Below are 18174 nucleotides of genomic sequence, written 5' to 3'. Positions count from 1 at the left end.
AGGCCCGCGCCTTTCGACCAACTGGATCCGGACCTTCGTTTTCAGCGCTTGGACAGAAGGTCCCGCTCATCCCGCACCAGATAGAGCCGGGTCACCACGTCGAGATGCAGGGCAAGCCAGTCCGCCATGACCTGTTCTTCCGCCAGAATCCTCCGGAAGACGTCGACCGCCTCCGTGTCACCCAATTCGTCGGCTGCGGCAATCAGGACGAGATAACGCGCGATTTCGGCGTGTTCGAAGCCATAGGCGGCGATGGTTGCCTTCACCACCTCGTCGGAGGCCATGATGCCGCTCATGCCCTGGGCCGCAGCCGTGACCCGTCCTGCGACGTCGCGAAGCATCGAGGGGGAGTCCTGCGCACGCTCCAAAAGGGACTGCAATGCCGATGCATGCCCTTCCGTTTGCGCAAGATGCAGCTCCAGTCGCTCCCGAAGCTCGGGATAGTTCTCGATGCGTGCGATCTGTGCGCTCAGAAGTGCGATGGCTTGAACCTCCATGGCATGCGCATCACGCAGCCAATCCCGGAAATGAACGATCGCATGGGTCATGGTGATGGCTCCTTCCGTCAGCGGTTCGGCCTGTCCTGCGACACCGGCCGTAAGTGACTGAAAACGGACCGGTCGGCCCCACGGTTCCCTGTCGCGCAGGATCCTGCGCTGCTCGCACGAACCTGCCTTGACCTGGCTCATCATCCGCATCGGGCGGGAACGTTTCCTGCCTGTACCGGTTGGATCGTTACCGGCAGAGACCACAGGAGCCCCCGATGTCCGATCCCCGCGATCCGAGCGAACAGCCGCCCATGCCCTCTCCCGTCTGGCGACCCGAGCCGCCGGTCGAGGAACCGGAACCGGACCTTTTGCCGGACGAGATGCCGGTGCCGAACCCCGACGAGACGCGCGAGCCGCCAGCGCATTTCCTCCCCGATGCCTGACAGCGATCCCTGACCCTCGATGAGACCACGTGGGCGGGTGGGAACCCGACGCACGCTTTGGCGTTTTCCGGGCTCAACCGACACGGAAAGGCGACAGGCGTGGACGCATACGGGGCAGCAATGGCAACGAGCACGACGGCTGGTATCGGCGCGAGCATCATCCAGCCGGGCCGCAATGCCTGGCGCGAGGCAGTTGCAGACAAGGCCGCCTTCCTGATCGATGGCGCTGCATATTATCGAAGACTGGAGCAGGTGCTGCTTGAGGCGAGAAGCTCCATTTTCATCGTCGGCTGGGATTTCAACCCGGACATCCGCCTGCGGCCGGACGATGGCGATGGCCCGACACTCGGCGAGATCCTGCGCGCGCGCGTGGAGGCCGAGCCGGCGCTGACGGTACGCATCCTCGTCTGGGGCATGGGACCGGTCTATTCCGGCAAAAGCCTGCGCCTGTTCCGCAAGAGCGGCTGGAACGATCATCCGCGCATCCATCTCCACTTCGATTTCGAACATCCGGTGCGGGCAAGCCACCATCAGAAGATGGTCGCGGTCGATGATGCCGTCGCCTTTCTCGGCGGGATCGATCTTACCGCACGCCGCTGGGACGACCGGCGTCATGCAGTGTCCAATCCCCTGCGCTGCTCGCCGGATGGCACCTGCTACGGTCCGGTGCATGACGTGCAGTCGATCGTATCCGGCGATGCCGCCCTGCTGGTCGGCGATGCCTGCCGCAAGCGCTGGAAGCGTGCCACGAAGCAGGAACTTTTCGCGACGACCGGCGATCCGGAGCGCCTGTGGCCGCAGGATCTGGCGCCGCAGCTGACCTGCTGCCCCGTCGCCCTCGCCCTGACAGAGCCCCTGTTGTGGAACGGCAAGCGCGGACGGCGCGAAGCGGTGCAGCTGACCCATGATGCGCTGCGCGCCGCCCACCGCCATATCTATCTGGAATCGCAATATCTTGCCTCCTTCTCCGTGGCACGCACGCTGATCGAGCGTCTGCAGCAGCGGGACGGGCCGGAAATCGTCATTCTGGTCACGCAGGAATCGCACGGCTTTCTCGAAAAGCTGATGATGGGGCACAACCGCGATCGCCTGATCCGTCGGCTGAAACGGCATGACCGCTATGGCCGGCTGCGCGTCTTCTATGCCGTGACGGAGGATGAAAACGGCGCGGAGCGGGAGATCATCGTGCATGCCAAGCTTGCGATCATCGACAGCCGCTTCATTCGCATCGGCTCCTCCAACCTGAACAACCGGTCGGAGGGACTGGATACCGAATCCGATCTGGCTTTCGAACCCGGAACCGAGGAGGGCTATGCCGCAATCGCTGCCCTGCGCGACGACCTGCTGGCCGAGCATCTCGATGCCGAACCGGCGCAGATTGCCCGCTCGATGGCCGAAACGGGGTCGCTGATCCGCACCATCGAGCGTTTCAACCACAGGCCGCGGGGCCTGCGTCCCTTCCGCATCAGGCTGACGGAAGGAGAGACAAATTCACTTCCGGGCACGGCACTTGCCGATCCCCGCCGGCCCTTCTGGCCGTTCCGCCAGTTGAAGGTCGGCACCCGTTGGGCAATGTCACGCCTGATGCGCACGCTTTCCTGAGATGAGTGGCTCCGGTACCCGCCGGCGCCACCACACCTCCACGGCAATCAGCAGCGGCACGCCGATGCAGAGCGGCAGGAAATAGTAGAGCACGCGGAAGGCCACGAGCGCGCCGATCGAGGCGCTGGCCGGCAAGAGCAGCAGCATGGTGGCCTCCAGCACGCCGAGCCCGCCCGGCACGTGGCTCAGCATCGCGGCAATCGTTGCCGTGACATAGGAGGCCGCGACCTGCAGATAGCCGGCATCCGTGAAGGTTGCCAGCAGCTGGTGCAGGGCCGCCGCCACGCAGCCGAAATTCACCGTGCCGACCACCACCTGGGCCACGCACATCGGCATGGTCGGCATCTCCATGCGAAACGAGCGGATCTTCAGCGGCGGCCGGCCCCAGACCGAGCAGACGACATAGGCCACCGGATAGGAGAGGAAAGCAAGCCCCAGCCAGAAGCGCGCCTGCGGCCCGAGCTGCAACAGAGTCTCGCCCGTCTGCGGCATGAAGAGAAGGGTGATCGCCGCCAGCATCGAAAGCCCCAGCAGCACGGTTGCGCCGCAGAACAGGATGACCTTGGCCACCTCGTCCGCCGTCAGCCCCCAGCGCGTGTAGAAGCGATAGCGCACGGCACCGCTGGAAAGCGCCGCACCGCCGACATTGTGGCCGATGGAGAGCGCCGTGAAGGAGGCAAGTGCTGCCTTCGGATAGGCCTGCGGCTTGCCGACATAGCGCAGCGCCAGATAATCGAACAGCGACAGGCAGACATAGGAGGCGGCGACGAAACCCGCTGCCGCCAGAAGCCGAATGGGCGGGATGAGCGAGAGCGAAGACCGGATGTCGTCAAGACTGTAACGGCTGAGGCTGCGATAGACCAGCACGGCCGCGATACAGATGATGGCCGCCACGGCAAGCCGGATGATGATGCGCCTCACTTTAGCCCCCAGATGTTCAGGCCGGCACGACGCCGGCAATGGTCAGGTCAGGGTGAAGGGAACGAAACGCGGGAGGTAGGGGTTCCCTGCGTCATGACCGAACCCGCTTCTTATACGCTCTCACGCTCGCCGCGGATCCTCCGCATTCTCAGCTACAATGTTCACGGTTGCGTGGGCACCGACCGCCGGCTGGACCCCGGCCGCATCGCCGACGTGATCGCCGAGATCGGCCCCGACATCATCGGCCTGCAGGAACTGGATGTGGGGCGACGGCGCAGTGGTGGTATCGACCAGGCGGAAGAGATCGCACGGCGGCTGAAGATGGATTTCCAGTTCCATCCGGCACTGCGCGTGGAAGACGAGCATTATGGGGATGCTCTCCTGACGAGCCTGCCGATGCGGCTTCGCAAGGCCGAGGCGCTGCCCTCCATCGGCGAACCACGCGGCGCACTCTGGGCCGAGATCGCGGTGGGGGAAAAAAGCATCCATATGCTGAACACCCATCTGGGGCTTTTGAGCCGCGACCGCCGCCAGCAGGTGGAGCATCTCTGCGGTCCCGGCTGGCTGGGCCACCCGGACCTCGCGGACCAGCCGGTGATCCTCATTGGGGATTTCAACTCCATCCCCTCCTCGAGGCCCTATCGTCTGCTCGCCAACCGTCTTCGCGACACGAAAGAAGAGACCGGGCAGATGCCGCCGGCAACCTTCCCCTCCCGCTGGCCGCTGCTGCGGCTCGACCACATCTTCGTGGCCGGCGGCCCGACGATCCTGAAGACGGCGAGCGTGACCTTTCCGCAGGCCCGTCGCGCCTCCGACCATCTGCCGCTGCTCTCCCTCGTGGAGATCTGAGCCGCAGAAGGCTGGAACCTTTTGCCGCGCCATGCGTTGGGGGATGGTCGCTCCCGGAGCGACAGCGTCATAGAACCTCCCCCTTTTAGGGCGCTTCCCCGTTCAGGAAGCGCCCTTTTCTTGTGCGACCCCGTGAATTCGCCTGTGACAATTCGCCGGCCCGAATGAGCCGGCCTGCGGCAAAGGCGCTCATTGTGCACTGCAAGAGGGGCAGCCAAATTGCGTTTCATCAAGGCTGCGCGGCTTCGCGGGGTCTGACACGAAAAGCGAGTGCGCCATGTTCGACCAATTCGACGCCCTTCTTCTGGCCCGCATCCAGTTTGCCTTTACCGTTTCCTTCCACATCATCTTTCCGGCCTTTTCGATCGGGCTCGCCAGCTATCTGGCGGTCCTAGAGGGCCTTCATCTGTGGACGAAGAGGCCGGTCTACATCGAGCTTTTCGATTTCTGGAAGACGATCTTCGCGCTCGCCTTCGGCATGGGTGTCGTCTCCGGCATCGTGATGTCCTACCAGTTCGGCACCAACTGGAGCGTGTTTTCCGACAAGGCCGGGCCGATCGTCGGGCCGTTGATGGGCTATGAGGTTCTCTCCGCCTTCTTCCTGGAGGCGGGCTTCCTCGGCGTGATGCTGTTCGGCCGCAAGCGCGTCGGCCCAGGTCTGCACTTCTTCGCCACCCTGATGGTCGCCTTCGGCACGCTGATGTCGGCCACCTGGATTCTTGCGGTCAATTCCTGGATGCAGACGCCCGCCGGCTTTGCCATGAACGCGGCCGGCCAGTTCGTGCCGACGGACTGGTGGGCGGTGATCTTCAACCCCTCCTTCCCCTATCGCTTCACGCATATGGTGCTGGCCGCCTATCTGACGACGGCGCTGGTGGTGGGAGCGGTCGGCGCCTTTCACCTGCTGCGCCGTACCGCGCCTCTGAGGGCCGGCACCATGTTTTCGATGGCGATGGGCATGATCTCCGTCGTTGCCCCGTTGCAGATCCTGGCGGGAGACGCGCACGGCCTCAACACGTTGGAGCACCAGCCGGTGAAGGTGATGGCGATGGAGGGCCATTTCGAAAGCCACCCGGACGGCGCGCCGCTGATCCTGTTCGGGCTGCCGAACCAGGCCGAGAAGCGCGTGGATTACGCGATCGAGGTGCCGAAGCTGTCGAGCCTCATCCTGAAGCACGACCTCAATGCGCCCCTGAACGGTCTGGACACCGTGCCGGACGAACTGGAGCCGCCGGTGGAAATCCTCTTCTTTTCCTTCCGCGTAATGGTGGCGCTCGGCTTTGCCATGCTGGGGCTTGGCCTGTGGAGCCTCATCTGTCGCTGGAAGGGAACGCTTTACAGCAGCGAATGGCTGCACCGGCTGGCCGTTCTCATGGGGCCTGCCGGCTTCGTGGCGGTGCTGGCCGGCTGGATCACCACCGAAGTCGGTCGTCAGCCCTACACGGTCTACGGCCACTTGCTGACGGCGCAATCGCTGTCGCCGATCGCCGCCCCGGCCGTCGCCGGCTCGTTGATCGCCTTCATCATCGTCTATTTCCTCGTCTTCGGCGCCGGCACCTTCTACATCCTGCGCCTGATGGGCCGGCTGCCGCGCGATCCGCAGGGGCATCTGGGGCTCGGCCCGATCCGCAGCGCCGGCATCACGCCGGCCGCCGGCATGCCGGAGGGCGCCGGCCATTCCCATCCGCAACACGGCAATTCCGGAGGTATCCGTCATGGCGCTTGACCTTCCCTTCATCTGGGCGGCGCTGATCGCCTTTGCCGTTCTCGCCTATGTGGTTCTCGATGGTTTCGACCTCGGCGTCGGCATCCTGTTTCCCTTCTTCCGCCACAAGCACGAGCGCGACGTGATGATGAACTCAGTGGCCCCCGTGTGGGACGGTAACGAGACCTGGCTGGTGCTGGGCGGCGGCGGGCTGATGGCGGTCTTTCCGCTCGCCTATGCCACCATCCTGCCGGCCCTTTATGCGCCAATCATCGCCATGCTGCTGGCGCTGATCTTCCGCGGCGTCGCCTTCGAATATCGCTGGCGCACGAAGCGCGCCGAACATCTGTGGGACTGGGCCTTTGCCGGCGGCTCCGCCGTCGCCGCCCTCATGCAGGGCATTGCGCTCGGTGCGCTGGTGCAGGGCATCGATGTTGCCAACCGCGCCTATGCCGGCGGCTGGTGGGACTGGCTGACGCCCTTCTCGCTGCTGACAGGCGTTGCGGTGCTGGTGGGCTATGCTCTGCTGGGGGCCACCTGGCTGGTGATGCGCACGAGCGGAGAGCTGGCCGAACGCGCCCGCCACATCGCGCTCCTCACCGCCGTGGCGACGGTCGCGGCCATGGGCATCGTCAGCCTGTGGACGCCGTTCCTGAAGGCGGATTATCTCGACCGCTGGTTCCGCTATCCGACCGCTCTCTTCACCGTGCTTGTCCCGCTGCTGGTGATCGGCTGTTTCATCCTTTTGCTGAACGGTCTGCAGAAGAAGCACGATACCAGCCCCTTCCTCGCCGCACTCGGACTGTTCGTGCTCGCCTATGCCGGCATCGGCATCAGCTTCTATCCCTATATCGTACCGACATCGGTGACGATCTGGGAAGCGGCGGCACCGGAGGAGAGCCTGCGCTTCCTGCTGATCGGCGCGGCGGTGCTGATCCCGGCGATCCTTGCCTATACCAGCTATGCCTACTGGGTGTTCCGCGGCAAGGTGAACCCGGAAGAGGGCTATCACTGATGGCGGGAGCAAGGCTGCGGCAGATCGGCTGGTTCCTGCTGCTCTGGCTGGCCGGCGTCGGCGCCGTGGGCTTCGTCGGATTGGTGATCAAGCTCTGGCTCGGAGCTTAAGGGCAAAATCCTTACCGGCGAGCCAGCGCCACCAGATAGCGCGCCGGCTCCGGGCCGGGATTGAAGAAGACGCAAGGCTGCGGCGCACCGAGTTCCAGACAGTCGCCGGGCCTGAGCGCATGCACGACCTCGCCCTCCGTGAAATCGAGCCACCCCGAGAAAAGCAGGATCTGCTGGCGCTGGAAGGCGAAGGCCGATGCCGGATAGGGCACGCGCACGCCGGTAGGCAGCGTGACCTCGATCAGTTCCAGCCCGCTGCCATTGGCCGGCGAGACGGCGCGGCGGGTATAGCCGGTTTCCGGATCGGTCCAGACCGGCTGGTCGGCGGCGCGCGCCAGCCGCTCCTCCGCCCGCTCCGCCAACGCCAGCAGCACCGACAGCGGCAGGCCGAAAGCGCCGGACAGACGGCCGAGAACGGTGGCGGTGGGGCTGGCCTCGCAGCGTTCGATCTTGCTGATCATCGCCTTGGAAACGCCGGAGCGGTCGGCAAGCTCGGAGAGCGACCAGCCGCGGTTCTCCCGCTCGATCCGGATCCGCCCCGCAATCGCATCCGCAATGATGTCCATTCTTGCAATTCCCGTTGATCGTCTCCTATAGTAGACGAAAAGACGCCTATAGGAAACATGTCCGTGGCGGCACCATAACCGGCGAAACCGGAGGGGAACAATGCGTCCGATTCACTTCAACGCCTTCGACATGAACTGCGTGGGGCATATCCAGCACGGGCTCTGGGCGCATCCGCGCGACCAGTCGCATCGATACCATGCGATCGATTACTGGACGGACTATGCGAAGCGGCTGGAGGCGGGCCTGTTCGACGGCATCTTCCTGGCCGATGTGGTGGGCATCAACGATGTCTATGGCGGAACGGCCGATGCGGCGATCCGCGGCGCGGTGCAGGTGCCGGTCAACGATCCGATGCTGCTGGTCCCGGCCATGGCCGCAGTGACGACCCATCTCGGCTTCGGGGTCACCGCCAACCTGACCTACGAGACGCCCTTCCTGTTTGCCCGACGGATGTCGACCCTCGACCACCTGACCGGCGGCCGGATCGGCTGGAACATCGTCACCGGCTATCTCGACAGTGCCGCGCGCGCCATCGGCCTTGATGCGCAGGCCGCCCATGACGACCGCTACGATCTGGCGGACGAATATATGGAGGTGGTCTACCGGCTCTGGGAGGAAAGCTGGGCGGACGATGCCGTCATCTTCGACCGCGACCGCCACCGCTATGCCGATCCCGCCCGCGTGCGGCCGATCCATCATGCGGGAAAGCAGTACCGGATCGATGCCATGCATCTCTCCGCACCCTCGCCGCAGCGCACGCCGGTGCTCTATCAGGCCGGCTCCTCGCCGCGCGGGCGCCAGTTTGCCGCCACCCATGCCGAATGCGTCTTCGTCAACGGCCAGAAGATCGAGGGCGTGAAAGCCATCGTCGATGACATCAGGGCAAGGGCCGTGGCCGGCGGACGCGCGGCCGACGACATCAAGGTCTTCATGGGCGCCACCATCGTCACCGCGCGAACGGAGGCCGAAGCGCGCGAAAAATTCGAGGACTATCGGCGCTATGTCAGCTCCGAGGCGGCGCTCGTGCATGCCGCCGCCTCGCTCGGCATCGATTTCTCCCGATATGATCTCGATCAGCCGATCGAGACCGGCAAGAGCAATGCCATTGTCTCCAATGTCGAGGCCGTCACCCGCAGCGCCGGACCGCAATGGACGACGCGCAAGCTGCTGGAACAGATGGTGCTCGGCAGCCGCCAGGCGCCGATGATCGGTTCGGCGGAGCAGATCGCCGACCAGCTGATCGCCTGGAGCCGCGACGCCGGCATCGACGGTTTCAACCTGTCGCGCACCGTGGTGCCGGAATGTTTCGACGACATCATTTCGCTTGTCGTGCCAATCCTGCAGGAGCGCGGCCTCTACAAAACGCACTATGCCGAGGGGCCGCTGCGGCAGAAACTGTTTGGCCAGCCGCGCCTGCCGGCCCGACATATCGCCGCCGGTTTCCGCCAGCAACCGGGCGCGTGACATGCACCGTTATCCGAACCGAGATGCCGGCCGCTGGCCGATGCTCGGCTGGCTTTGTCTTGCCGTGGTCCTCTCGCTGTCACCCTGGTTTTCCGCGACCGCCGTGGCGCCCGAGCTGATCCGCGATCTGGCGCTCGGCAGCGCGGCCGGCGCCTGGCTGACCAATGGCGTGCAGCTTGGCTTCGTCACCGGCGCGCTCGCCGCCAGCCTGTTCAACCTGCCGGATATCGTGCGGATGAACCGGCTGACCGCCCTCTCCGCCGGCGTGGCAGGACTTGCGAATGCCGCGCTGCTGCTGGAGCCCGGTTTTGCCGGGGCCGTCGCCTGCCGCGTGTTCACCGGCTTCGCGCTGGCGGGCGTCTATCCGCCGGCGATGAAGCTTGCCGCCACCTGGTTCGAGCGGGGCCGAGGGCTGGCACTCGGCTTCGTCATCGGGGCGCTCACCGCAGGATCCTCCCTGCCGCATCTGTTTCGCGGTCTCACGAGCGGGCTCGACTGGCGGGTGGTGGTCAGCCTTGCCTCCCTTTCGGCCCTGGCTGGTGCGGCGCTTTTCCTGATGGTGGTGCGGGAAGGGCCCTTCCCGTTTTCGCGCGCCGTTTTCGATCCGCGCCAGATCGGCGCCGTGCTGCGAAACCGCAGCCTGATGCTGGTCAATATCGGCTATCTCGGCCACATGTGGGAGCTTTACGCGCTCTGGGCCTGGCTGCTCGCCTATCTGACGGCATCGCCGGTGGCCTTCGGCGGGGCCGCCGCCGGCTCGCTTGCCACCTTCGCGGCGCTGATGGCCGGTGTCCTCGGCTGCATCGCGGGCGGGCTTCTCTCGGACAGGTTCGGCCGGGCGCTGACCACCGCCGGCATGATGATCGTATCGGGCACCTCAGCCCTGCTGGTCGGCTTCGTCTTCGATGGCCCCCTGGTGCTTCTGATGGCAGTCGTGCTCGTGTGGGGGGCGAGCGTGATCGGCGATTCCGCGCAGTTCTCCGCCGCAGCTACCGAACTCTCGGAGCGCCATCTGGTCGGTACGGCACTGTCGCTGCAGATGGGTCTCGGCTTTGCGCTGACCACCGTCAGCATCTGGCTGATGCCGCAACTGGCCGGGCTGATGGGCAGCTGGCGCTGGTGCTTTCTCTTCCTCGCGCCCGGCCCCTTTCTCGGGGCCGCGGCCATGCTTCACCTGCGGCGCAGCGGGCAGCTGGCCTGAGGCGCTCTTCCCCGGTCGCTTGCCTTAAACGCCCTTGGTCGGGATGCGGTTTTCCAGCAGGCGGAAGGCATAGACGAGAATGCCGGTGAGGCAGAGATAGATCAGCGCCAGCAGCAGCAGCGGCTCATAGGTCAGGTAGGTTTCCTGCCGCACGCGGGAAATGATCGCATAGACATCCACCACCGTGACAGTCGCCACCAGCGGCGTCGATTTCAGTTGCAGCACCGTTTCGCCGGTCAGCGTCGGCAGCGCCCGATGGATGGCGCGTGGCAGCCAGATGCGGCGAAACAGCGTGAAGCGGCCCATGCCGAAGGCGCGCGCCGCCTCCAGTTCGCCGCGCGGCACGCCGGCAAAGGCACCGCGCATCACCTCGCCCTCATAGGCGGCAAACGAAATCATCAGCGCCGTAAAGCCATAGGGCCAGGCTTGCCGCAGATAGGGCCAGAGGAAGGAGGACCGGATTTCCGGGAATTGCGCGAATAGCGAGCCGACGCCGTAATAGAGCAGCCAGAGCTGCAGGAGAAGCGGCGTGCCGCGGATCAGCGTGCAGAAGCCGCGCGCCAGAAGCGCCAGCGGCTTCGGCCCCGTGACCTGCACGAGCCCGAGCGGCACCGCGAGCAGGAAGCCGACGATCGCGGTGGAAAACAGCATCAGCAGCGTCTGGCCGATGCCGTAGATCAGCCGGTCCTGGTAGCGCGGCAGCCAGTCCCAGCGCATGAACCAGGCAACGCAGAAGATCAGCCCGGCAAACACCAGCATCAGGAAGATGCGGTGCGGCTCGAACAGGCTGCGGCCCTTCGGGGCCACATAGGCGGAGGGGATCTGGACCTCGCTCATGCCGCACCTCCCGGCCGGGTCATGCCGCGCAGGGCCCGCTTCTCGATTGCGCGAATGACAATGTTCGAGACGAGCGTGATGCCGAGATAGAGCACGCCGGCGGCGAGGAAGAAGGTCATGTAGGCCTTGGTGGTGCCGGCGGCCTGCCGGGTCACCAGCGTCAGTTCGGCAAAGCCGACGACAGCAAGCAGCGCCGTATCCTTGGTGGCGATCAGCCAGAGATTGGAAAGGCCGGGCAGCGCAAAGGGCAGCATGGCCGGCAGCGTGACGCGGCGCAGCGCCAGAAGCGGCGACATGCCGTAGGCGCGGGCCGCCTCGATCTGCCCCGGCGGGATCGACAGGATCGCACCGCGCAGCACCTCGGTGGAGTAGGCGCCCTGCACCACGCCGATGACGAAGATGCCGGCAGCCAGTCCGCTGATATCGACGGACGGCAACCCGGCCAGCGCCATCAGCTGGTTCACCGCATCGGTGCCCGCGTAATAGAGAATGAGGATCAGCACCAGTTCCGGCACGCCGCGAACCACGGTGGTATAGACTTCCAGCAGATCACGCAGGATAGGCCCGCCCCACAGCTTGCCGGCAGCCCCCCCGGTGCCGATCAGAAGCCCCAGTAGATAGCCACCGAAGGCCACCTGCAGCGAGGCCACGAGGCCGCCCAGGAGAACGCCGCCCCAGCCGGGCGAAGTGAGGGAAAGAAGGTGAAGTGTGGCGTCCATCGACCAACGCTTTCAAGGCCGCACAGGACCGCCGGCCGGCCGCCGCAAGGACAGGCGACCGGCAGTCCCGCAATGTCAGGCGGGGCTTACTTGCCGTAGATGTCGAAGGTGAAATAGTTCTTCGAGATCTTGTCGTAGGTGCCGTTGGTGCGGATGGCCTTGATGGCGGCGTTGAACTTGTCCTTCAGTGCCGTGTCTTCCTTGCGAAGCCCGATGCCGACGCCGGCGCCGAGGATTTCCGGATCGTCCTTCACATTGCCCTTCACTTCGCAGCAGGCCTTGCCCTGGTCGCTGTCGAGGAAGGCCTGCAGCGTGATCAGGTCAGCCTGAACGGCGTCAAGGCGGCCGGAGGCCAGATCCTGGTTGGCTTCATCCTGGGTCTGGTATTCCTTGATTTCGGACACGACCGGGCCGAAATACTTCTTTGCGTAATCGGCATGGATGGTGGACACCTGCACGCCGAGCACCTTGCCCTTGAGCCCTTCGGGCGTGGCGTCGAACTTCACGCCCTTCGGGCCGATGACGGCGGTCGGCGTGTTGTAATACTTGTCGGAGAAGGCAATCGTCTTGGAACGCTCCGGCGTGATCGACATGGAGCCCATGATGGCATCGATCTTCTTGGAGGTCAGCGCGGGAATGATGCCATCCCAGGCAACCGGGGTCAGAACGCACTTCACCTTGGCTTCGGCGCAGACGGCATTCATGAAATCGACTTCCCAGCCCACCCACTTGCCGCTGGCATCCGGCGAGGAGAAGGGCGGATAGGGTTCGGCAGCCACACCGACCTTGAGTTCCTGGGCAGCGGCGGCGCCGGCGGCGGCAACGCCCATCAGCAGCGCGACGGCTGCGGATTTGAGGAGGTTCTTCATGGTTTTCCCCTTTCGGATGTCTCGTGGTTTTCGATTGTCTTTTGATTTCAGTGGATGGAACTGATGAACTTCTTCAGCCGCTCCGATTGCGGATTCTCGAAGATGGCCTCTGGCGGGCCCTGCTCCTCGATCACCCCGCCATGCAGATAAACGACATGGCTCGCCACCTGACGGGCGAATTTCATTTCATGCGTCACCAGGATCATCGTGCGCTTTTCGCGCGCGAGATCGCCGATGACGGAGAGCACTTCGCCGACGAGTTCCGGATCGAGCGCGGAGGTCGGTTCGTCGAACAGCATCACCAGCGGCTGGATGGCCAGCGCGCGAGCGATCGCTGCGCGCTGCTGCTGGCCACCGGAGAGGAAGGACGGATAGGCATCGCGCTTCTCGTAGAGGCCGACGCGTCGCAGCAGGGCTTCGGCCACTTCGATCGCTTTGTCGCGCGGCTGGCCCAGCACATGCACCGGCACTTCGATGACATTCTGCAGCACCGTCATGTGCTGCCAGAGGTTGAAGCTCTGGAACACCATGCCAAGCTTCGTGCGGATGCGCTGGATCTGCTTGCGGTTGGACGGCATCAGACCGCCGTGACCATCGGACTTCATCTCGATGCTCTCGCCGTGGATGGTCACTTGCCCTGCGGTCGGCAGTTCCAGCATGTTGATGCATCTGAGGAAGGTGGACTTGCCCGATCCGCTGCCGCCGATGAGCGCGATGACATCGCCCTGCTTTGCCGTCAGCGATACACCCTTCAGGACCTCCAGCGGACCAAAACGCTTGTAGAGATCGCGAACTTCAATGGCTTGCGCCGTTTCCGCCATGTTACCTTCACTGCCGGACCAACGCCCTGGTCCGATCTGCTAAACCGACTGTTCCCCCAGCATTTGTTGTTATCATACGGTGCTGGCGCCGCAAGCTTGTGATGAAGTTTTGCACTTGTCCAAAAATTACTCAAGCGTATAATAAGCACCTCATCACATTTTTCGCTCTCTTTCCCCCCGAGGTTTCACATGCATGCATACGGCTCACAGGCCATGTCGACTTCCCTTCTTCGCGTTCTCATGCGTCGTCCGGGAGCAAGTCTGAAGGCCGCGAAGGCGGCCGAATGGCACTATGGCCCAACCTTCGATGCCGAACGGGCGATTGCCCAGCATGCGCATTTTGCCGATCTGGTGGCGCAGTCGGGCGCGGAAATCCTGTGGCTGGAAGATGAAGGCGATGGCATGGCCGATGCCATGTTCACCCACGACCCCTCGTTGATGACCGACCAGGGGGCAGTCATCCTGCGCATGGGCAAGCGGCTGCGTCTGGGCGAGCCGGACCTGCACGCCAAGGTCTATGAGGACGCCGGCATCCCGATCCTCGGCCGCATCACGGCTCCCGGCAGTGTCGAAGGCGGCGACTGCGTGTGGGTGGACGACAAGACGCTGGCCGTCGGTCGCGGCGTGCGCACCAACCAGGCCGGCATCGAGCAGCTGTCCGCCATCCTCGCACCGCTCGGCGTCACCGTTCTCGGCTATGATCTGCCGCTGTGGCTGGGCGAGGAAGCCTGCCTGCACCTGATGTCCGTCATCAGCCCGCTGACCGAAACCATGGCGCTGGTCCACGCGCCGCTGATGCCTGCCGCCTTCTATCTGCTGCTGAAGGAGCGCGGTTACACGCTGATCCACGCGCCGGAAGCCGATTTCGCCGCCAGCAACGGCCTGAACCTCAACGTGCTGCCGACCGCGCCGGGCAAGGTGCTGATGGTTGATGGTTTCCCGGCAACCAAGGCGGCCATGGAAGCGCATGGCTGCACGGTGACGACCTTCGAGGCGGATGCGCTGTGCATTGCCTGCGAGGGTGGCCCGACCTGCCTCACCCGCCCCGTCCTCAGGCGGGCTCTGTGAGCCGGCGCACCTTTCACAGGGCGAGCGAAGCCGAGCGCCGCGAGGATCTGATCGCCGCGACGCTCGACTGCATTGCCGAATTCGGCATTCAGGGCGCCACCGTGCGCCAGATCGCCACGCGCGCCGGCGTGACCGGCGGCCTCATCCGTCATTACTTCGCGAGCAAGGACCTGATGATGCAGGCCGCCTATCGCGAGGTGATGCGGATGATGAGCGAACCTGCCCATGCCGCAGCCGCAAGCCACGGCACGGCGCGGGAAAAACTGGTGCGCTTCATTGCCGGCAACCTGACACCGCCGGTCACCGATCCGCGCATGCTCTCGCTGTGGGCCGCCTTCATCGGCCATATCCGCGTGGAACCGGAATTTGCCGCCATCCACCGGGAAAACTACATCGGCTTCCTCGCCGTGCTGGAAGGGCTGCTCACCGCCTTCTTCGCCGAACAGGGCAGGCCGATCGACACGGACACCTGCCGGCGCCACGCAATCGCCCTCAACGGCCTGATCGACGGGCTGTGGCTGGAGGGCACACTGGTGGCCGACATGTTTGCCGAGAACCAGCTTGCCGACACGGCCCTCACCTCTGTAGAGCGGCTGCTCGGCCTTCGCGCCGGCGAACTTTCCGCCGCCAACCGTACCTGAACGGGAGATCTTCCAGTGCGTTACGCTTCCATCACCGACCGCCTTGCCGATCTCGGCTCCGGCCGCTGGGCCCTGCATCTGGCCGCCCGCCGCATGATCGCCGCCGGCGAGCCGATCATCGAACTGACCATCGGCGAGCCGGACCTGCCACCCGACCCTGCTCTTTTGGAGGAATGCAGTCGCGCCATGTATGCCGGCCGCACCCGCTATTCCAATGGCCGCGGCGAACCGGCGGTGTTGAAGGCGCTGGTCGCGAAATATGCAAAGCGCCGGCCGGGCGTCACGGAGAAGAATTTCCTCTGCTTCCCCGGCACCCAGACGGCACTCTATGCGGTGATGACCGGGCTGGTGGAGGCCGGCGACGGCGTGCTGGTCGGCGATCCGCTCTATGCGACCTATGAGGGCGTGATTGCCTCGACGGGCGCGCATCTGATCCCCGTACCGCTGCGGCCGGAAAACCGCTTCCACCTGCAGGCCGCGGATCTGGAGCGGGCGATCACGCCGGAAGCGCGCGTGCTGCTGCTCAACACGCCGCACAATCCGACCGGCGCCGTGCTGACCGAGGCGGAAATCGCTGCCATCGGCAAGATCTGCCGCAAGCACGATCTCTGGATCGTCTGCGACGAAGTCTACGAGCAGCTGCTGTTCGGGGACGACTTCGCCTCGCCCTTCGACATGCCGGACCTGGCGGAGCGCACCATCGTCGTCTCGTCCATCTCCAAGTCGCATGCCGCGCCGGGCTTCAGAAGCGGCTGGGCTGCCGGGCCGGAGGAGTTCTGCAGCCGCCTGCTGCCGGTCTCGGAAACCATGCTGTTCGGTGTACAGCCCTTCATCTCCGACATGACGGCGCTTGCCCTCTCCCGGGATTTCCCGACGGCCGGCATCATGCGGAAAAATTATAAGCGCCGCGCCGGCGTGGTGGAAGCGACACTTGCCGGCAGCAACCTCTTGAAGCCGATGATGCCGGAGGGCGGCATGTTCGTGGTGGTGGATGTGACCGCGACGGGCCTCGACGGCGCCGATTTCGCCCACGAACTGCTGCACACCGAAAAGGTGGCGGTCATGCCCGGCTCCTCCTTCGGCCATCAGGCGGCGGGCTTCATCCGCATCTCGCTGACGGTGCCGGACGAGGTGCTGGAAGAAGCGGTGCGCCGCATGGCAACCCTTGCCGGACGCCTGGCCGCCCTGCCAGCCGAACAGAAGTCGGTCGGCGGACGCCTCGGCGCCTGATCATCGGCATGTCATCCGACCCGACCTTCCCGCCTTCCGGGCGGGAAGGTTTTCTGCATCGAGATGCCCTATAACTTGCCGGCACCGGCATGGGCCCGGACATAGGCAGGAACCTCGGCAGCCGGAATCGGAGGGGTACCGTAAAGCGTCGGCGTCCAGCCGAGATCAGACGAGATCGGCGTCTTCGGATCGCTGTTCAGCGCTGCGGCAAAATCGGCCGGCTGGCCATTCACCAGCGAGCCGCGGTCGAAGAAGCGGGTGCCCCCCTGGACGATCGCCGCCTCGCCGATGCTGCCATTGCGGATCTCGAAATAATTGTTCTCCGAATAGATCGCCGACTCCTTGCCGATGCCGAAGCCACTGCGGAAGACCGGGAATTCGCCCTTCATCTTCAGAGCCAGAGCATGCTTTTCCTGCAGACTCGCAGCGCCCTTGATCGGCTGGGCGGCGGTTCCGGAAAAATAGTTGTTGTAGCTGTGCACCTTGCCGAAGCGCACCCGCGGCAGGCGCTGGCCGGCATTATCGAACCAGTTGGCCCGATAGGTGACGTTCAGCTTCCCCGCATCCGAATTCCGACTGTCGCTGCCGCCGATCAGCGAGGTCTTGTCGTGTCCGGAAAAGTGGTTGTGGGTCAGCGTCACGCGATCGGCGCCGTTGGTGATATCCACCTGCCCGTCATGATGCTGCACCTTCTGCTCGACCATGTTGTTGGGGAAGGGAAAGACCGGCGGAAACAGATGGTCCGGTCGCTCGCCGTCGGTAAACGTGCAGTGGTCGAGCCACACGCGCGTTCCGCCATTGATCGAGATGTTGTCGTATTCGGAGTTCCAGCGGCCGCCCGGGCATTGCTGCGGACCGGTTGCCGCATTCACATAGGCCTCCTGGCATCCCGGATAGCTGGTATCGAGCTTCCAGGAATCGCCGGGGTCCCAGGCAGGGAAATAATCGAAGGCATCCTCGAAGGTGATGTTGCGGATGATGACGTTTTCGGTGCCCTCGCCAATCACGAGATTGCCCTTGACGATCTTCGCATCGCTTCCGAGCCCGATCAGCGTGGTATTGGATGTGAGCTTGACGACAACCCGCGCCTTCTGGCGCTCAACCGATCGCTTGCGCGCCTCCTCCAGCGGCCCCGTCAGGTCCCGTAACGGTCGCTTCTTGTCATCGAGCCGCACGTTCCAGACCTGCGGCGCATAGGCGGCCTTGTAGGCTTCGACGTCATAGGCGGGATCGGCATAGTCCTTTTCGAACAGTTCACGGTTATCATCATCGACCGAGAGATTGATCGTGCCCTTGACCTGAATGATCTTCGGACGATCCTGCTTGCCGCCGGGCCGCAGCGCGTCAAGCAATTGCGCGCGATTGGTTACCACAAAGACGTCGGATGGTGCCGCCTTTGAACCGCCATCCGTTCCGGCACCCCACCCATCCTCTGCAGCGATCGCCTGCCGCAGCAGATCAGGCTCAGCCTTGGCAACTGGCCCAGAGAGAGATACCAGCACCGCCGCGAGCGCGCCGGCAAGAGGATGGCGGAATGGACGGGCAAGGATCATGAACACTCTCCGGTCAGCATGCCGTACGTCACGGCTATCGAGAGAGAGTTATAGGATGAATCGCGACACAG

At 64.6% G+C, this 18174-nt stretch carries 18 protein-coding genes; 10 read left to right on the top strand and 8 right to left on the bottom strand.

Annotation, left to right across the window (positions count from 1 at the left end; all coding sequences use genetic code 11):
• Positions 1-41: 41 nt before the first annotated feature.
• Positions 42-548, bottom strand: a complete 507-nt coding sequence (locus F3H95_RS05230; protein ID WP_149745178.1) for a demethoxyubiquinone hydroxylase family protein — start codon at positions 546-548, stop codon at positions 42-44.
• A gap of 215 nt (positions 549-763) precedes the next feature.
• Here F3H95_RS05230 and F3H95_RS27080 point away from each other — a divergent pair, with 215 nt between their 5' ends.
• On the top strand, positions 764-931 hold the full coding sequence (locus tag F3H95_RS27080; RefSeq protein ID WP_185969814.1) for a hypothetical protein: 168 nt from the start codon (positions 764-766) through the stop codon (positions 929-931).
• 120 nt (positions 932-1051) lie between these two features.
• Positions 1052-2533 carry a phospholipase D-like domain-containing protein gene (locus F3H95_RS05225; RefSeq protein ID WP_149745177.1) on the top strand — a complete coding sequence of 494 codons (1482 nt, stop codon included), beginning with the start codon at positions 1052-1054 and terminating at the stop codon, positions 2531-2533.
• On the opposite strand, the gene F3H95_RS05220 is transcribed toward F3H95_RS05225, so the two are convergent.
• Complete coding sequence (locus tag F3H95_RS05220; RefSeq protein ID WP_143125347.1) at positions 2507-3454, bottom strand: lysylphosphatidylglycerol synthase domain-containing protein; 948 nt, start codon at positions 3452-3454, stop codon at positions 2507-2509. The genes F3H95_RS05225 and F3H95_RS05220 overlap by 27 nt on opposite strands.
• A 93-nt stretch (positions 3455-3547) precedes the next feature.
• Between F3H95_RS05220 and F3H95_RS05215 the strand changes: the two genes are divergently transcribed.
• The 3 genes from F3H95_RS05215 to cydB all read left to right on the top strand — a co-directional run bounded on the left by F3H95_RS05215 (position 3548) and on the right by cydB (position 7023).
• A complete protein-coding gene (locus F3H95_RS05215) occupies positions 3548-4303 on the top strand; it encodes an endonuclease/exonuclease/phosphatase family protein (RefSeq protein ID WP_149745176.1) in 756 nt (251 codons plus the stop codon).
• A 277-nt stretch (positions 4304-4580) separates the two neighbouring features.
• Positions 4581-6029 (top strand): cytochrome ubiquinol oxidase subunit I, encoded by a 1449-nt coding sequence (locus F3H95_RS05210; RefSeq protein WP_149745175.1) that lies wholly within the window; start codon positions 4581-4583, stop codon positions 6027-6029.
• Positions 6019-7023: a cytochrome d ubiquinol oxidase subunit II gene (cydB, locus tag F3H95_RS05205; RefSeq protein ID WP_149745174.1), complete on the top strand. Its 1005-nt coding sequence runs from the start codon at positions 6019-6021 to the stop codon at positions 7021-7023. Before F3H95_RS05210 ends, cydB begins: the two co-directional genes overlap by 11 nt.
• A 121-nt stretch (positions 7024-7144) precedes the next feature.
• On the opposite strand, the gene F3H95_RS05200 is transcribed toward cydB, so the two are convergent.
• Complete coding sequence (locus F3H95_RS05200; RefSeq protein WP_149745173.1) at positions 7145-7699, bottom strand: XRE family transcriptional regulator; 555 nt, start codon at positions 7697-7699, stop codon at positions 7145-7147.
• 100 nt (positions 7700-7799) lie between these two features.
• On the opposite strand from F3H95_RS05200, the gene F3H95_RS05195 reads away from it, so the two are divergent.
• Positions 7800-9164, top strand: coding sequence for an LLM class flavin-dependent oxidoreductase (locus F3H95_RS05195; RefSeq protein ID WP_149745172.1), 1365 nt, complete (start codon positions 7800-7802; stop codon positions 9162-9164).
• Between the two features lies 1 nt (position 9165).
• Positions 9166-10365, top strand: a complete 1200-nt coding sequence (locus F3H95_RS05190; protein WP_188134298.1) for an MFS transporter — start codon at positions 9166-9168, stop codon at positions 10363-10365.
• Between the two features lie 24 nt (positions 10366-10389).
• Here the strand turns inward: F3H95_RS05190 and F3H95_RS05185 are convergent, their stop codons facing one another.
• From F3H95_RS05185 to F3H95_RS05170, 4 genes are all read right to left on the bottom strand, one after another.
• Positions 10390-11202, bottom strand: coding sequence for an ABC transporter permease subunit (locus F3H95_RS05185; RefSeq protein ID WP_143125353.1), 813 nt, complete (start codon positions 11200-11202; stop codon positions 10390-10392).
• On the bottom strand, positions 11199-11921 hold the full coding sequence (locus F3H95_RS05180) for an ABC transporter permease subunit (protein WP_149745171.1): 723 nt from the start codon (positions 11919-11921) through the stop codon (positions 11199-11201). Before F3H95_RS05180 ends, F3H95_RS05185 begins: the two co-directional genes overlap by 4 nt.
• An 86-nt stretch (positions 11922-12007) precedes the next feature.
• Positions 12008-12790, bottom strand: a complete 783-nt coding sequence (locus tag F3H95_RS05175) for a transporter substrate-binding domain-containing protein (RefSeq protein ID WP_149745170.1) — start codon at positions 12788-12790, stop codon at positions 12008-12010.
• 47 nt (positions 12791-12837) lie between these two features.
• Entirely contained in the window at positions 12838-13611 is a 774-nt protein-coding gene (locus tag F3H95_RS05170; RefSeq protein WP_143125356.1) for an ATP-binding cassette domain-containing protein, read from the bottom strand.
• Positions 13612-13824: 213 nt separating this feature from the next.
• On the opposite strand from F3H95_RS05170, the gene F3H95_RS05165 reads away from it, so the two are divergent.
• From F3H95_RS05165 to F3H95_RS05155, 3 genes are read left to right on the top strand one after another with little or no spacing between them, the layout of a single operon-like run.
• Positions 13825-14679, top strand: a complete 855-nt coding sequence (locus tag F3H95_RS05165) for an arginine deiminase family protein (RefSeq protein WP_244617892.1) — start codon at positions 13825-13827, stop codon at positions 14677-14679.
• Positions 14676-15320 (top strand): TetR family transcriptional regulator C-terminal domain-containing protein, encoded by a 645-nt coding sequence (locus F3H95_RS05160; protein ID WP_143125358.1) that lies wholly within the window; start codon positions 14676-14678, stop codon positions 15318-15320. The genes F3H95_RS05165 and F3H95_RS05160 overlap by 4 nt, the downstream gene beginning before the upstream one ends.
• A 15-nt stretch (positions 15321-15335) precedes the next feature.
• On the top strand, positions 15336-16550 hold the full coding sequence (locus F3H95_RS05155; RefSeq protein ID WP_149745169.1) for a pyridoxal phosphate-dependent aminotransferase: 1215 nt from the start codon (positions 15336-15338) through the stop codon (positions 16548-16550).
• Between the two features lie 68 nt (positions 16551-16618).
• On the opposite strand, the gene F3H95_RS05150 is transcribed toward F3H95_RS05155, so the two are convergent.
• Complete coding sequence (locus tag F3H95_RS05150; RefSeq protein WP_149745168.1) at positions 16619-18103, bottom strand: PbsX family transcriptional regulator; 1485 nt, start codon at positions 18101-18103, stop codon at positions 16619-16621.
• Between the last annotated feature and the right edge of the window lie 71 nt (positions 18104-18174).

It is taken from the genome of Rhizobium sp. RU35A (assembly GCF_900156005.1).
Taxonomy (GTDB): domain Bacteria; phylum Pseudomonadota; class Alphaproteobacteria; order Rhizobiales; family Rhizobiaceae; genus Neorhizobium; species Neorhizobium straminoryzae.
The sequence above is the reverse complement of the archived record's forward strand: the minus strand, read 5'-3'. Positions and strand labels throughout refer to the sequence as shown.